The organism is Moheibacter sp. (genome assembly GCF_049672845.1).
Taxonomy (GTDB): Bacteria; Bacteroidota; Bacteroidia; order Flavobacteriales; family Weeksellaceae; genus Moheibacter.
The window spans coordinates 227,641-242,522 of the sequence record NZ_JBATWT010000024.1 but is presented as its reverse complement, the minus strand read 5'-3'; the positions used below and the strand labels follow the sequence as shown (position 1 = coordinate 242,522).

Genomic DNA, 14,882 nt, shown 5'->3' with positions numbered 1-14,882 from the left:
GCAGGAATGAATTTATAATTTAAAGGTATGAAATTTTTGAAATTAATAGGAATTCTATTTTTGATGATAAGTTGTCAGCAAAATAAAATCCCGATACAACCTGAAATTTTGACAGCCGAATATCAGATCATTACCCAAGATGAATTTGAACGAGGTTATCATGTCTTTTTGGAATTTAAAATGAATAAAAACATTGATATAGAAGCGATTGTGTTGAAAGGTAAATTATTTCCATTTAAAGAAAAAGGAATAGAAAGCGATTGTTGTTACCTGATTGATCATTATTTCCCGGTTCAGTCAAGGTTAATTCAGAATTTTGAACCTCCAAAAACTGACAATCGTCCCGACGGTATAATTTTTGAAATAGACGGAAAAGCGTATTTTTACGAATTAGAATTTAAACTTAAATAAACAAATAAAAATTATGGATCCAATCTATTTGATTGTTGTAGGTGTGCCGATGCTTTTGAGCATGTACATCAGTTATCAGTTGAAAAGCAAATTCAAACATTACTCAAAAGTTCATTTGGCAAACGGGATGAGTGGAAAAGAAATTGCCGAAAAAATGTTGAGTGACAACGGAATTCATGATGTGAAAGTGATTTCAACAGCCGGTCAGTTGACCGATCATTATAATCCTGCCAATAAAACGGTTAACCTCTCTGAAGTGGTTTACCACGAAAGAAACGCAGCTGCAGCTGCGGTAGCAGCTCACGAAGTAGGACACGCAGTACAACACGCCAAGGGATATTCTTGGTTGGAAATGCGCTCCAAAATGGTGCCGATGGTGAGTATTTCAAGTAACCTTTTGCAATGGGTTTTGATGGGAGGAATTGTCCTTTATGCTTCGTCCGGAATCACATCTGTACTTTGGATTGGGATTGTGCTTTTTGCGATTACAACCGCTTTTGCTTTTGTGACTTTGCCGGTGGAATATGACGCAAGTAACCGTGCACTTGCCTGGTTGAAAGACCGAAATATGGTAATGCCAAACGAATATGATGGTGCAAAAGATGCTTTGAAATGGGCGGCAAGAACCTATTTGGTAGCGGCAATCGGTTCATTGGCGCAATTGCTTTATTTCGTGATGATTGCAATGAGAGGAAGAGATTAATCTATCATTAAAGTTGATTCAAAATCATTTATGATTTTAAAATATCAAAACCCGTCAGGTCTTAAGATCTGGCGGGTTTGTTATTTTATTAAATTTAAAGCAATCCAAACTCAAAACAGTATTTGATGAGTTGAGCCGTATTTTTGGATTCGGTTTTTTCCAATAAACTTTTGCGGTGGCTGATGACCGTAAGTTGGCTTATAAAAAGTTTATCCGCTATTTCCTGATTGGTCAAACCTTCGGCAATCAGCACTAAAACTTCCTTTTCACGTTTGGTTAAAACCGGTGTCTTGCTGTTGGTAGATGAAGTATTATTTAATATTTCTTTGATTTCAGGAGTGAGGTATTTTTTTCCTGATGAAACCTTTTCTATGGCCTCAATGAGTTCTTCAGAACTAGTGTTTTTCAGCAAATAAGAATCGGCGCCGTTTTCCAGCATTTTATTAATGATTCCGGCTTGGTGATATGTACTTAACGCAATGATTCCTACTTTTGGAAACTGTTGTTTGATGCTGCTACAGAATTCAATCCCGTTTCCGTCAGGCAGGTTGATATCCAGAAGGACAATGTCGGTTTCCGGGTTTTCTTCCAGAAATTTGAGTCCGGAACCCCCATCAGAAACATGTGTAACATTCTCTATATAATCTAACTCGTTTAGCATAGAGGAAATTCCCTCTGCCACCACTTGGTGGTCTTCTATCATAAGTATTCTCATCTTTAGCCAATTAGTTATTAAATTAAAATTAAACAGGAATTTCTATGTGAACGGAAGTCCCGGAACTCTCAGCTGATTCTATCTGTAAATCTCCTTTCCAGTAATTGATGCGCGAACGGATTCCGGTTAATCCCATTCCGCTTTCTTTTTTGATGGAATCAGGATCAAAGCCTTTGCCGTTATCTTCTACATCAATAACCAAAAAATGTTCATCTTTTCTGACTTGAACCAGGATTTCAGTAGCATCGGCATGTTTCATAGCGTTGTTGACCAGTTCCTGGATGATCCGGTAAGTAGAAATGTCAAGTTGTTTGTTAATGCCGTTTTCAATGTGGTAAGACTGATAAATGATTTTGAGGTTTTCATTGTCCACACTATGGAGGAATTCTCTGACCGCGCCGTCCAGCCCGAATTTCAAAATACTTTCAGGCATCAGGTTATGCGCTACCCGGCGTAATTCGCTGATGGATTCATCTAATAGCATAATGGATTTTTCAAAAGAATCGCCATCTTCTTCTGTAATGATTAGTTTTTTGTGCATATTGTTTAGATTAAGTTTTACTCCGCTTAACAGTCCCCCCAAACCATCATGAAGCTCTTTTGCCATGCGGCTTCGTTCATCTTCCTGCCCTTGAAGCAGTGCTTGTGTGGCAGAAAGCTGTTTTTCTGTTTCGAGTTCTTGAATTCTTTGCAGACTTATCTTCTGTCGGTTTTTATAATTTAAATAGGACAGGATACTGATGATGCCAATCAAAAGTATAGCGCCGAAAAATATATAATTCAGTGTGTTTTTTTGTTTGATTGATAATGCTTGCGCTTCGGATTGAGCATTCAAAATTTTAATTTCTGCTTCTTGTTTTTCAGACTGGTATTTGGCTTCAAGACCCAGCAGCCGATTTTTATTTTCTTCCAGCTGGATTTCTGAAATCAATTTGTCATACTTACGGTTATGCTTTAAAGCCTCTTCAAAATTGCCGAGATGTTCATAAGCTTCCGACGCTTTTTTATGAAAATCTGCCAAGTCATATTTAGCTTCCAATTGTGCAGCAATGGGGATTCCTTTTTGAATATTTTGAAGCGCGTCTTTGTATTTCTTGTGCCATAACTGTATTTCAGCTAAGTACAAATAGGCGTAATATTCATTATCTAAAAAATGATATTTTTTGGACTCAGCAATAGCAAGATTCATGTACTGTGTTCCTTTTTCTAAATTGGTTTTGCCTATGGCGCTGCCCTTTGCTAAATAGGCATCTATGATATCATAATGACTTTCTAATTCAATAGCAATTTTCTCAAACCGATCAAGGAGAACCATTGCCTCGTCATCCTTTTCTAGTTGAGTAGCAGCATTGGCCAGGTTGTACAATGGTGACAGCATATTTGCTTTATCTCCTGATTCTTCTGCTAATTTTAAAGAGGCAAGTCCATACACTGTAGCCTTGTCCGGTTGATTCAAATCCAGGAAAATAGCACAAAGGTTATTGTTGATGGTTCTTTGGATAGATTTGTCTTGAATGGAATCGGCAATTTTTTTTGCCTCTAAGTAATAATCTATACAAGATTCAAAATCAGAAAAATACCGGTATTGTTTACCCATATTTAAATAAGCAATTGCCAAATTGTTAGGGTTGTTTATTTTTTTGTATTTTTCAAGGGCTTTTTGTGTCAAAGAAAGGGCTTCGCTAAATTTCCCTTGTTTGTTAAGAATCATATTTACATAACTGGCGTACCGGGCTTCGCCTAATGCAAAATCATTTTCTTTTGCAAAATCTCTGGCTACCTGGTAGTAATGTATTGCCGAGTCTGGATTTGAAGTTTCAAATAAATCTCCTAAATCATAAAGATAACCTGTTTTCTGGGTAATATCTTTTTCTTGTTCAATCAGGGTTTTTAGACTGTCGATTTCATGTTCTGATTGGGCAAACAAAAAGAAAGGGAGAAATAGAAAGGAAATAATAGAGAAGTTTTTCAAAGGATTTATTTTTCAGTTAAACATTTTTTAAGAGTTAGGCACAACAGGGATTTCAATATTAACGGAAGTTCCTTCCTTTTCCGTCGATTCAATTTGTAAACTTCCTTTCCAGTAATTGATGCGCGAACGGATTCCGGTTAATCCCATTCCGCTTTCTTTTTTGATGGAATCAGGATCAAAGCCTTTGCCGTTATCTTCTACATCAATAACCAGCAGGTGTTCGTCTTTCCTGACCTGAACCAGGATTTCAGATGCATCCGAATGTTTGATGGCGTTGTTGACCAGTTCCTGGATAATCCGATACGTAGAAATATCGAGTTGTTTGTTGATCCCATTTTCAATGTGATAAGATTGATAGTTAATTTTGAGGTTTTCATTGTCCACGCTTTGAAGAAATTCCCTAATCGCGCCGTCCAGCCCAAATTTCAAGATGCTTTCCGGCATCAGGTTATGTGCTACCCGGCGTAACTCGCTGATGGATTCATCTAATAGCGTAATGGATTTTTCAAAAGAATTCCCGTCTTCTTCTGTAATGATTAGTTTTTTTTGCATGTTATTAAGATTTAGTTTGACACCACTCAAAAGTCCGCCGAGTCCGTCATGAAGTTCTTTGGCCATGCGGCTTCGTTCATCTTCCTGACCTTGGAGAAGGGCCTGAGTAGCAGATAGTTGTTTTTCTGTTTCGAGTTCTTGAATTCTTTGCTGACTGATTTTTTGTCGGTTTTTATAGTTTAAATAAGACAAAATACTGATGATGCCAATCAAAAGAACAGCACCGAAAAATATGTAGTTTAATGTATTTTTTTTCCTGATTGACAATGCTTGCGCTTTGGATTGGGTATTCAAAATTTTAATTTCCGCCTCTTTCTTTTCAGACTGGTATTTTGCTTCAAGTCCCAGCAGCCGGTTTTTATTTTCTTCCAATTGGATTTCTGAAATCAGTTTTTCATGTTCCCGGTTATGCTTTAAAGCTTCTTCAAAATTGCCGAGATGTTCATAAGCTTCCGAAGCTTTTTTATGGAAATCAGAAAGTTCGTATTTCATTCCAAGTTCTTCTGCAATTGGAATTCCAAGTTCTATACTTTCTAAAGCTTGTCTAAATTTTTTATGGTCAATGTAAATTTCGGCTAAATAGAGATAACCAAACATTTCCTTTTCGGGAAAATCATTTTTTTGTGATTGGACAATAGCATTGTTCAAATAATTTATTCCTTTATCTAAATTAGTTTTACCAATAAGATTTCCTTTTGCTAAATAGCCGTTTAGTATTTCATATTCGTTTCCAAATCTTTGAGCTATTTCTAAATATTGTTCAATATATTTTAATGCTTCTTCGTATTTCTTCTGGTTTTTTGCATTCAAAGCGAGATTATGAAGAGGTAAAAGTTTATCCGTTGGGTATTCTCGGTCTGCTAATTCTATGGCTTTGAGACAATATTCTTTTGCTTTTTCAAACTGTTTCATTTCCATAAATACGGAACCCAGATTATTATTTACCATCCTTTGATTATTTTTGTCTTGCAAAGAATCTAAAAGATTTTTTGCCAAGAGATAATACTCAGATGCTCTTTCGAAATCAGAAAAGTATTGCCACTGATTCCCTAAGTTGAGATACGCAATACCTAAATTTTTGGTGCTTTTTAATTTTTTGAATTTTTCGACAGACTCTTCGGCCAAAAGAAAAGCATCTTTAAATTTACCTTTCTTATTTAAAATCATAATGGCATGAAAATCAAAACTAGCGACGCCTATGTCATATTTATTTTTTATGGCAAACTCTTTGGCAGCAGTATAATAATGGAGGGCTGAGTCGAGTTCGGATTGTTCGTCATATAGATGTCCGACTAAATTGAAAAGCCTTGTTTTCTTTGCTACATCTTTTTCTTTTTCAATCAGCTTTTTTAAGCTGTCAATTTTGGAATGTTCCTGGGGAAAGACATTCTGGCAGCAAAATAAAATAATTGAAATGAGATATAAATTCTTCAAACCAAATGTTTTGAAATTGAATAATTAAAGCCGAAAAGATTTAGGGAAGTTGTTCAAATATAGTTAAAAAACAAGGATATAAGTACTTATATCCTTGTTGAATTAGTCAAATTAGAATTTAAGTGTTACCCCGGCATTCAGCACAGAAACACCATAACCCACTTCCGCATACACCCCGAACATATCGCTGAAAAACCAGCGGGCACCGGCAAATCCGCTTACACCGACACCGCTGCCATAGCTTTTTCCGAAATAATCTTCGTCAAGATCTGAGTTATATTTGACAATGTTATAACCTACCATAGCACCGGCATACAAATCCAGATCGGGAAGATTTTCAAATCCGTTGTAATGGTAAGCCCCACGCAGGCCGACAATGATGTAATTCCATTTGGATGTATAACCCGAACCGGAATATTTATATCCTGTATTTCCAACATAACCGCCCAGGCTCACCACGCCCGGTCCGCCTACTTCCCAGATTCCATGGTCTGCTGATAAGCTGATGGCGGGTCTTACTTTTCCATATCCACCCAAAGCCGTTCCCACCCCGATTCCTGCATTAATGGCGGTTGTTCCTTTTTGAAAAGCCTGTGCTTGTGTTTTGGCACAGCATAAAATTGTAATAAATGAGAGTAAAATGATCAATGATTTTTTCATAATATTTTAAATTTAATTTAGAAAAACAAGAGCGCATGAGGACGTGCGCCCTTGTTGCAAAAACTAATTAATTAGCAGCGTACAAAATGTTTGGTCCATTGATCCAATAACTCCCGGTTCCACCATCTGTAAACCTGAATCCTTCCCAATCTCCGGTTACCGGTAAACTCGTATTCCCATCTCCATTGGTATCCCCTCCGTGAGTATCGTCTTTATAAGAAGTTAAAATGGCTCCGGGATCTAAATTTACACTTCCATTATAAGATTGAATTCCACTACCGCTATTGATGAACTTGACGATAACACCGGGTTTAATGTTAATGGTGGCTGAAGAATGTACTTGTGTGACGGACGGAGAATTGGACACATAAGGAACCTCTGTATTGTCCCAATTAACGGATTGACCGTTATTACCTTCGGATCCCCATATACTCAGAAAAATACCGTTATGTGAATTGGTGATAGCCGGATTTTCCGGATTATGGAACAGATTACTTGGGTGTAATTGGTAGAAAGTATTAAAGTAAATAGGTCTTCCGTTATCGTAGAGCGCGTTATTGGTAAATTTACTTACACTGGCGTCTTTCATGTAAGAACCTCCGTAGAATGCGTAAGAAGAAGAACCAAAATTATAATAAGTATGGGCAATTCTGCAATTGTCAAAAGTAAAAGCCGCGGATTGAGCCCAATCTATATTGACTGCTTGACTATTTCCTCCGCTGGGTTGGCCGGCATAGAAAATATCTACGTATTTAAATACAGAACCAATGGTTCCATGCAAGTCGAGATTCACCCAATCCCCTTTTTCTGCTTGCGTCGCATCTCCATCGCCATTGGTATCGCCACAATATCGATCATCGGCCAGTGAAGTGAAAACAATTCGTTTGTCAGGTGTTCCTTCTGCCAGAATTTTTCCTTCTTCATAAATGCTGATACTTGCATTTCTTATTTTAATGATGGCACCGGGCTCAATGGTAAGAACGGAACGAACAGATAAATCGGATCCATCAATTACATATACAAAACCTTCTTCCCAAACCGTAGGTTCGTTGATGGTTCCTGAAACTTCAATTACATCACAATTCGCAACCGGTTCTTCTTGGTCTTCCGGCATTCCACCTTCATCATCTGTACTTGTACAAGCCGTAAAGTATAATCCGGCAAATAATAGAATTAATAATTTTTTCATCTTGAATTTATTTGATTTTTATTGATGACAAAATTATCGGCAGCAGGAAAAGAAGACAATCCTTATAAATGAGGATTTTTTATATTTGAATTGTAAATCAATGAATTGGCTTTGAGTTTTGAACTTCCCACATAAAAAAATCCCGCCAAAAGCGGGATTCATCTATAATTTTTATTTCTGTAAATCAAACTATTGACAGGTTTTATTTAAGAAGATTTAAAAATAAAGTAAACACCTAACATAATTAAAATTAGAGTAGCATAATATCCTCTAAATAAATGTCTATACTCATCATATTCGGCATTATAATTATTATAAAGCAAATAGACGAAATATATTATTCCTAAGACTATAAAAAAAACATCCTAATAAGATATTGTGTGACACCTATTTATAAAATTTAAGTTTTAAGAGGATTCCCTTAATTCAAATCTGTAGTCTTAACTTAGCTGTCGATTTACTCCATTTACAAATTACCAAAAGCGGGATTCATCTATATTCTCTTCTCTATATTCTATTTTCTTACTCCAACCAACTCGTTTTGTAACTATCATCTTCCAGATCCAATGCAGCTTGGGTCAAATTCAGCGGATGAAATGGATCCACCATCACGGCTAATTCTTCCGTTTCCTTTTGTCCGATGCTTCTTTCCATCGCGCCCGGATGAGGTCCGTGTGGAATTCCGCCAGGATGCAAAGTGAAATATCCTTGTTCGATGTGGTTTCGGCTCATGAAATCACCGTCTACATAATATAAAACTTCTTCCGAATCGATGTTACTATGGTTGTACGGAGCCGGAACCGAGTCCGGATGGTAATCATACAAACGCGGACAGAAGGAACAAACTACAAAATTATTTCCTTCAAAATTCTGATGAACCGGTGGTGGCTGATGGATTCTTCCCGTAATCGGTTCAAAATTATGAATTGAAAATCCGTACGGATAAAAATATCCATCCCAACCCACTACATCAAAAGGATGCGTTGCATAGGTAATCGGATGGATCATTCCCGCTTTTTTAACTTTAATCAGGAATTCTCCTTTTTCGTCAATCGGAGCTTTGTATTCAGGGACTTTGATATCGCGCTCACAGAAAGGCGAATGCTCCAACAATTGTCCGTATTTGTTGCGGTATCTTCTCGGTGTTTCAATAGGAGAGAAGGACTCCAGATACAAAATCCGGTTTTCTTCCGTATCAAATTCCATTTGGTAAATCGTTCCGCGTGGAATGATCAGATAATCTCCGTATTCAAAAGAAATATCACCCAAAAAGGTTTTTAGTTTTCCACTTCCTTTATGGATGAAAAGCATTTCATCGCATTGCCCGTTTTTATAAAAATAATCGGTCATTGATTTTCGTGGCGCAGCCACACCCATAATTAAATCATTGTTAAAAAACAAAGGCGTTCGGGCTTCCAGAAAATCATCGGTCGGTTTGGCTTTGAATCCCTGAACCAATCGCGGTGTAATATTTTTTTCGACGGCGGCCTTGGGACTCACGTCATAAGGCTTGTCAAAACGAATCATCTGTGTGGGACGGTGAATATGATAAAGCAAAGACGAAACGCCACTGAAACCTTCGGTTCCGAACAATTGTTCGTAGCGGTGTTTCCCGTTTGCATCTTTAAAAACCACGTGTCTTTTCTGAGGAATTTCCCCTAACTGATGATATCTCATTTTCTTTTTGCTTTGTTTGGTTAAAATTACGGATAATTCAAAAAGAGTTCAAATTATTCAGCCTAAATTTCGGTTTCACTTAGAATTTCACGCGAAGCTTATCCCAGAAACTCATCTTGGATTGCACTCTTTCGATTTCATTCAGCAACATCGCATGAAAATCCTTGTTGAAATTCATCTTTTGTGATTGCTGATAAGTCTTTAAAGCTTCCACATAATTCTGACAGTGTTCCGCTATTTTTCCTTTCTGATAGTATAAAGTGGCCTTGTCGGCACCTTTCACTTTTAGACCTTCATCAATGACTTTTTCGGCCTCTTCCAATTGCCCGAATTCAATCAACAAATATCCATAATTCACATAAGCAACCGGGTAAGTTCCTTTGCAGAATTTGATAGCCAATTCATAATGGCGTTTAGCACGTTCAAAATCTTTGATTTTGGTTTCGTAAATCCAACCGAGATGATTGTGAGCCCTTCCATAACCCGGATCTATCAATAAGATTTCTTCCAAAAGCTCTTTGGCACTGGTGATATCACGGTCATCAATGGCTTTGCTTACTTCCAAAAAAAGATTTTCTACGTCTTGCATTTTGTTGTAATGAAAAATCAAATTTAAATTTTAATCAACTTTTTTCCAAATACGCCATGTAAAATCCGTCAAAACCACTTTGGGAAGGAAGAATCTGTTTTTCTCTGACCAATTTGAATTCCGGATGATTTTTCAGAAATTTTGCTACCTGATTTTGATTTTCACTTGGTAAAATCGAACAAGTCGCATACACCATCGCGCCACCCGGTTTGACCATTTTACAATAATCATTCAGGATTTTTTCCTGTTCTTTTTGGATGTTTTCAATAAAGTCGAGACTCAGTTTCCATTTGGAATCGGGGTTCCGGCTGATGACACCCAATCCGCTACAAGGCGCATCAATCAACAACCGATCGGCCGTATTCTCCATTTTTTTGATGACTTTGGTCGAGTCGATGACTTTCGTTTGGATATTTTGAGCACCCGCACGTTTGGCCCGTTTTTTCAATTCGAGCAATTTCCATTCGTGGATGTCGAGCGCATAAATCTGCCCTTTGTTTTCCATCAAAGCGGCCAGATGTAAAGTTTTTCCGCCGGCTCCGGCACAAGCATCCACCACACGCATTCCCGGTTGAACATTCAGATAAGGCGAAATCAATTGCGAGCCGGCATCCTGAATTTCAAACAAACCGTTTTTAAAAGCATCTGTACGAAAAACATTGGTTTTTTCCACCAATTGCAAAGCATCGGGATATTTAGATAAAACTTCCGTTTCAATGCGTTCCTGTCGCAATTCGTTTTTCAGAGACTTCCGTTCTATTTTTAAAGTATTGGCACGAATGACCGTAGGTGCAGGAATGTTCATCGCTTCCATTTCTTTTTCCCATTGTTTCCCCAATTCAGACCTTCCCAACTCGTCGAGCCAATCGGGGATAGAAGCCCTAACCGCAAAATTTTTATCGGTCGCCACATGATTTCGTTTTAAAATTTCTTTGGAACTCAATTTTTTAAATTCATCCCAAAAAGGCAATTTTTCATCATTCAGTAAAAACCAAGTTCCCACAAACTCCCAAAGATTTTCAGGAGAAACATTCTTGCCCATCGAGGCCTCGATCATCCTTTTCCATCGCACCGTATCATAGACCGTTTCAGCGATAAAACCACGGTCTTTGCTGCCCCATTTCGGATTCGATTTCAGCGTACGTTCCAGTTCGCGGTCCGCATATTTGTTGTGAAAAAAAACATTGTTCAGGGTTTCGGTGATGCCGATGAACAGATTTTTGTACGGAAGGATTTTCATTCAAATGATTTAGAATGCAAAATTACAACTTTAGGTTGGTTTTAAATCTTTTTTGAAGCCAATCCGGCTGTACGTTCCCATCTTTTTCCGTTTTCTCGCTTTTTATTGCGCCAAAAAAGGATGTCCACTGCCATCCGGGCTATTTTGAAGTATCAAGTATTAAGTACAAAGTATCGAGTACTGGATTTACTGCAACTTCCAATTCACATCTTCCCACAATTTCCGTAACTTTAAAAGAAAATTCAGTTCATCAATTAAATCAATTAAAAATGAAGTCAGTAGAGAATAAAGTAGCCATCGTAACGGGCGGAGCTTCGGGGATTGGAAGATCTTGCGCAGAAATCTTAATAAAGGAAGGAGCCAAAGTTGCCATTACCGATATCAATGAAGAATTGGGTCGTTCAGTCGAAAGGGAATTGGGCGAAAATGCACTTTTCATCAAAGCAGATTCTTCTTCTGTTGAAGATAACAAAAAAATTGTAGAGGAAACCGTGAAGAAATTCGGTGGATTGCATATAGCGGTCAACAATGCAGGAATCGGTGGCGAAGCCAATAAAGTAGGGGATATGTCCACCAGCGGATGGGACAAAGTGATTGCTATTAACCTAAACGGTGTTTTTTACGCCATGCATTATCAAATCCCCGAAATGAAAAAGAACGGTGGAAGTATTATCAATATGGCCTCTATACTCGGATACGTCGGATTTGCGCATTCATCAGCTTATTCAGCCGCAAAACATGGTGTTCTTGGGTTGACCAAATCCGCAGCTTGGGAATACGGAACCGAGGGAATCCGTATCAATGCCGTAGGGCCGGGATTTATTCATACGCCGCTTGTCGATGATAGCATGGATCAACAGACTTTGGATTTCTTGGCCTCACAACATGCGTTTCAGCGATTGGGAAAGCCGGAAGAAGTTGCAGAACTTGTGCTTTGGTTGGCTTCCGATAAATCTTCATTTGCTACCGGAACCTATTTCCCAATTGACGGCGGATATCTGGCAAAATAAGTCATCATTAGTACGACATTTTATTACATTTGCCCAAGATTCAAAAAATGATGTACAAATTCCTCATACGTCCCGTTTTATTTAAGTTCGATCCGGAAGATGTACATCATTTTAGTTTTTCATTCCTGAAAATCATTCAGAAAATTCCTTTCGTTTCGGCTTTGTTCAGAAGTCTTTACGTAGTTAAAAACCCAAAATTAGAACGTGAAGTTTTTGGTATTACTTTTCCAAATCCTGTTGGACTGGCAGCAGGATTCGACAAAGATGCAAAACTATTCAGAGAATTATCAAATTTGGGATTTGGATTCATCGAAATCGGAACCGTAACCCCAAAACCCCAACCGGGAAATGATAGGAAAAGATTATTTCGGTTAAAAGAAGATTCAGCTATCATCAACCGCATGGGATTCAATAACAAAGGCGCTTGGGAAGCGGCAAAAAGACTGCGGAAAAACAAAAGGGTTTTAATAGGAGGGAACATCGGGAAAAACAAATTGACGCCAAACGAGGAAGCCATCCATGATTATGAAATCTGTTTCGATGCTTTGTACAGCGTGGTGGATTATTTCGTGGTAAATGTCAGCAGTCCCAATACGCCCAATCTGCGTGAATTGCAGGACAAAGAACCTTTGACGAGGTTATTGGAAACTTTGCAAAATAAAAATTCGGCAAAGCCCGAAACCAAACCCATTCTTTTGAAAATCGCTCCGGACTTGACCGATGAACAATTGCTGGACATCATCGATATCGTAAAGACAACCGGAATTTCCGGAGTAATTGCTACCAATACAACCATTTCCAGAGAAGATCTAAAATCCGAAAACCAAAAAGAAAGCGGCGGTTTAAGTGGAAAACCTTTGAAAGACCGCTCTACAGAAGTCATCCGATTTCTTTCCGAAAAAAGCGGAAAAGCCTTTCCGATCATCGGTGTAGGAGGGATTCATTCGCCGGAAGATGCGCTTGAAAAACTGGAAGCAGGCGCGAGTTTGGTTCAGATTTATACCGGATTTATTTACGAAGGACCCGGTTTGGTGAAGAAAATCAATAAGGCGGTTTTGAAGAAAAAAGATTTTAATAATCACAAATAATTCAAAATATAATCTCCGATGATCTGTTGCATTTCGGTTACATCTTCAAAACTCCAGTTGTCGCCATGACCTCCCTGATAAATCCTCAACGTATTTTCAACGCCAAACTGGTTGAGTTTGGATGCCAGACTTGTTCCGTTTGATTCCGGCACCAAAGGATCTTCAGTTCCGTAAAACATACAGGTCGGAGAAGAAGCAGAGCTCACAAACGAAACAGGACTCAATTCGGTCAGAAAATCCGTTCCGTTCGGATAAGCATTGGGATCAGCCAAAATCTGAATCAACGTGGGAATATCAAAATTTTCATCATAAAAAGGATCGTTGAAATCACTTGGACCGACGATGTCCGCCACAAATTTTACCTGATTCTGTACATCGTACTGATAATCATACATCATGGCAATGTGCGCTCCGGCACTCACGCCAATCATCCCGAATTCCGGTTTTATATGCAGTTCCTCACGTTCCGAAGTGATTTTATTTACGATGGTCTGAATGTCCAGAAATTGATTGGGAAAAGCATAATGATCGGCATCGGCAAGCACATAATTGACATTGGCAATCGCATGCTCCGGATAGAGCGATTGCAATAAAGTTACTGTTCCGTTCATATCATTTTTATCGCCTTCCGTCCATCCGCCGCCATGAATCAGAAAGATTACTTTGGTGTCGGTTGTAGTCCGGTTGGCGGGCAAATACAAATCATAAACCTGCTGAGGATCGGAGCCATAGGAAACGTTTAAACGCGTTTCGGCTTCGAGTGGCGTATCCTGAGAACCACCTTCGTCATTTTCCGAACAAGAATTCGCAGTAAAAATTAAGAGAAAGAAATAAAAAATGAAGGGAAGCTTTTTCATAATGGAGAATTTAATTCATAAACGAATTTTCCTGCTAAATATTTTTTACCACCTGCGTAGCAGAAGCTTGCGCCTTTGGTAAAATGGTGATATCGGCCAATTGAACATGTTCGGGTTGGGTCAAAGCAAAATAAATACTTTCTGCGATGTCTTCCGGTTTCAAAGGTTCATAGCCCGTATAAACAGACTCAGAACGTTGGGTATCACCTTTGAACCGAACCAAAGAAAATTCTGTTTCGACCAAACCGGGAGCGATGTTCGTCACTTTGATGCCGTCGTTCAATAAATCCATGCGCATGCCTTTGCTCAATGCTTCCACTGCAAATTTCGAAGCACAATAAGTCGTTCCGTTCGGATAAACTTCTTTTCCGGCGATGGAGGATATGTTTACGATATGGCCCGAATTTTTTGAAAGAAAAGGCAAAACAGCTTTGGTCACATAAATAATGCCCATGGTATTGCCAAAAATCATCGCTTCCAAATCCTCTAATTCTGCATCCTGAAAACTCGCCAAACCATGTGCGTTTCCGGCGTTGTTGATCAATGTATCGATGGTTTTGAATTTTACGGGTAATTTTTCGATGGCTGAAAATACTTCTTCTTTTTTCCGGACATCGAAACACAAAGTTGTCACTTCGGTGATTTGGGATAATTCTTTTTCTAATTCGTTTAATTTATCCATTCTTCTTCCACAAAGAATCAGTTTAAACTCTTTGGCCAATTTGACGGCAGTTGCTTTACCAATTCCGGATGTAGCTCCGGTTATCAAAACTGTTTTCATAAAA

14 protein-coding genes are annotated in these 14,882 nt (G+C 38.4%); 4 read left to right on the top strand and 10 right to left on the bottom strand.

Annotation, left to right across the window (positions count from 1 at the left end; genetic code table 11):
- The first annotated feature begins 27 nt into the window (after window positions 1-27).
- The gene (locus WBF63_RS11735; RefSeq protein WP_424369909.1) at window positions 28-411 is read left to right on the top strand and encodes a hypothetical protein; all 384 of its coding nucleotides are present in this window, start codon (window positions 28-30) and stop codon (window positions 409-411) included.
- Between the two features lie 13 nt (window positions 412-424).
- Entirely contained in the window at window positions 425-1,114 is a 690-nt protein-coding gene (locus WBF63_RS11730; protein WP_424369908.1) for a zinc metallopeptidase, read from the top strand.
- Window positions 1,115-1,208: 94 nt separating this feature from the next.
- On the opposite strand, the gene WBF63_RS11725 is transcribed toward WBF63_RS11730, so the two are convergent.
- The 8 genes from WBF63_RS11725 to WBF63_RS11690 all read right to left on the bottom strand — a co-directional run bounded on the left by WBF63_RS11725 (window position 1,209) and on the right by WBF63_RS11690 (window position 11,142).
- Complete coding sequence (locus WBF63_RS11725) at window positions 1,209-1,829, bottom strand: response regulator (protein ID WP_424369907.1); 621 nt, start codon at window positions 1,827-1,829, stop codon at window positions 1,209-1,211.
- Window positions 1,830-1,857: 28 nt separating this feature from the next.
- A complete protein-coding gene (locus WBF63_RS11720; protein ID WP_424369906.1) occupies window positions 1,858-3,801 on the bottom strand; it encodes a tetratricopeptide repeat-containing sensor histidine kinase in 1,944 nt (647 codons plus the stop codon).
- A 27-nt stretch (window positions 3,802-3,828) separates the two neighbouring features.
- Complete coding sequence (locus WBF63_RS11715) at window positions 3,829-5,787, bottom strand: tetratricopeptide repeat protein (RefSeq protein WP_424369905.1); 1,959 nt, start codon at window positions 5,785-5,787, stop codon at window positions 3,829-3,831.
- Window positions 5,788-5,898: 111 nt separating this feature from the next.
- Window positions 5,899-6,447: a hypothetical protein gene (locus WBF63_RS11710; RefSeq protein ID WP_424369904.1), complete on the bottom strand. Its 549-nt coding sequence runs from the start codon at window positions 6,445-6,447 to the stop codon at window positions 5,899-5,901.
- 67 nt (window positions 6,448-6,514) lie between these two features.
- Complete coding sequence (locus WBF63_RS11705; protein ID WP_424369903.1) at window positions 6,515-7,636, bottom strand: hypothetical protein; 1,122 nt, start codon at window positions 7,634-7,636, stop codon at window positions 6,515-6,517.
- Between the two features lie 522 nt (window positions 7,637-8,158).
- On the bottom strand, window positions 8,159-9,313 hold the full coding sequence (locus WBF63_RS11700; RefSeq protein WP_424369902.1) for a homogentisate 1,2-dioxygenase: 1,155 nt from the start codon (window positions 9,311-9,313) through the stop codon (window positions 8,159-8,161).
- A 79-nt stretch (window positions 9,314-9,392) separates the two neighbouring features.
- Window positions 9,393-9,902, bottom strand: a complete 510-nt coding sequence (locus WBF63_RS11695; RefSeq protein WP_424369901.1) for a hypothetical protein — start codon at window positions 9,900-9,902, stop codon at window positions 9,393-9,395.
- A 34-nt stretch (window positions 9,903-9,936) separates the two neighbouring features.
- Window positions 9,937-11,142, bottom strand: coding sequence for an RsmB/NOP family class I SAM-dependent RNA methyltransferase (locus WBF63_RS11690; RefSeq protein WP_424369900.1), 1,206 nt, complete (start codon window positions 11,140-11,142; stop codon window positions 9,937-9,939).
- Window positions 11,143-11,411: 269 nt separating this feature from the next.
- Between WBF63_RS11690 and WBF63_RS11685 the strand changes: the two genes are divergently transcribed.
- Window positions 11,412-12,152: an SDR family NAD(P)-dependent oxidoreductase gene (locus WBF63_RS11685; RefSeq protein WP_424369899.1), complete on the top strand. Its 741-nt coding sequence runs from the start codon at window positions 11,412-11,414 to the stop codon at window positions 12,150-12,152.
- Window positions 12,153-12,202: 50 nt separating this feature from the next.
- Window positions 12,203-13,240 carry a quinone-dependent dihydroorotate dehydrogenase gene (locus tag WBF63_RS11680; protein ID WP_424369937.1) on the top strand — a complete coding sequence of 346 codons (1,038 nt, stop codon included), beginning with the start codon at window positions 12,203-12,205 and terminating at the stop codon, window positions 13,238-13,240.
- Here the strand turns inward: WBF63_RS11680 and WBF63_RS11675 are convergent.
- Window positions 13,231-14,097 carry an alpha/beta hydrolase fold domain-containing protein gene (locus tag WBF63_RS11675; RefSeq protein ID WP_424369898.1) on the bottom strand — a complete coding sequence of 289 codons (867 nt, stop codon included), beginning with the start codon at window positions 14,095-14,097 and terminating at the stop codon, window positions 13,231-13,233. The genes WBF63_RS11680 and WBF63_RS11675 overlap by 10 nt on opposite strands.
- 34 nt (window positions 14,098-14,131) lie before the next feature.
- A complete protein-coding gene (locus tag WBF63_RS11670) occupies window positions 14,132-14,878 on the bottom strand; it encodes an SDR family NAD(P)-dependent oxidoreductase (RefSeq protein WP_424369897.1) in 747 nt (248 codons plus the stop codon).
- Window positions 14,879-14,882: the final 4 nt, after the last annotated feature.

What these genes read in the sequence shown, in the direction of transcription:
- WBF63_RS11695 (WP_424369901.1), bottom strand. Translation starts at nt 9,902, where the DNA reads ATGCAAGACGTAGAAAATCTTTTTTTGGAAGTAAGCAAAGCCATTGAT.
- WBF63_RS11670 (WP_424369897.1), bottom strand. Translation starts at nt 14,878, where the DNA reads ATGAAAACAGTTTTGATAACCGGAGCTACATCCGGAATTGGTAAAGCA.
- WBF63_RS11675 (WP_424369898.1), bottom strand. Translation starts at nt 14,097, where the DNA reads ATGAAAAAGCTTCCCTTCATTTTTTATTTCTTTCTCTTAATTTTTACT.
- WBF63_RS11730 (WP_424369908.1), top strand. Translation starts at nt 425, where the DNA reads ATGGATCCAATCTATTTGATTGTTGTAGGTGTGCCGATGCTTTTGAGC.
- WBF63_RS11680 (WP_424369937.1), top strand. Translation starts at nt 12,203, where the DNA reads ATGTACAAATTCCTCATACGTCCCGTTTTATTTAAGTTCGATCCGGAA.
- WBF63_RS11690 (WP_424369900.1), bottom strand. Translation starts at nt 11,142, where the DNA reads ATGAAAATCCTTCCGTACAAAAATCTGTTCATCGGCATCACCGAAACC.
- WBF63_RS11735 (WP_424369909.1), top strand. Translation starts at nt 28, where the DNA reads ATGAAATTTTTGAAATTAATAGGAATTCTATTTTTGATGATAAGTTGT.
- WBF63_RS11725 (WP_424369907.1), bottom strand. Translation starts at nt 1,829, where the DNA reads ATGAGAATACTTATGATAGAAGACCACCAAGTGGTGGCAGAGGGAATT.
- WBF63_RS11705 (WP_424369903.1), bottom strand. Translation starts at nt 7,636, where the DNA reads ATGAAAAAATTATTAATTCTATTATTTGCCGGATTATACTTTACGGCT.
- WBF63_RS11700 (WP_424369902.1), bottom strand. Translation starts at nt 9,313, where the DNA reads ATGAGATATCATCAGTTAGGGGAAATTCCTCAGAAAAGACACGTGGTT.
- WBF63_RS11710 (WP_424369904.1), bottom strand. Translation starts at nt 6,447, where the DNA reads ATGAAAAAATCATTGATCATTTTACTCTCATTTATTACAATTTTATGC.
- WBF63_RS11685 (WP_424369899.1), top strand. Translation starts at nt 11,412, where the DNA reads ATGAAGTCAGTAGAGAATAAAGTAGCCATCGTAACGGGCGGAGCTTCG.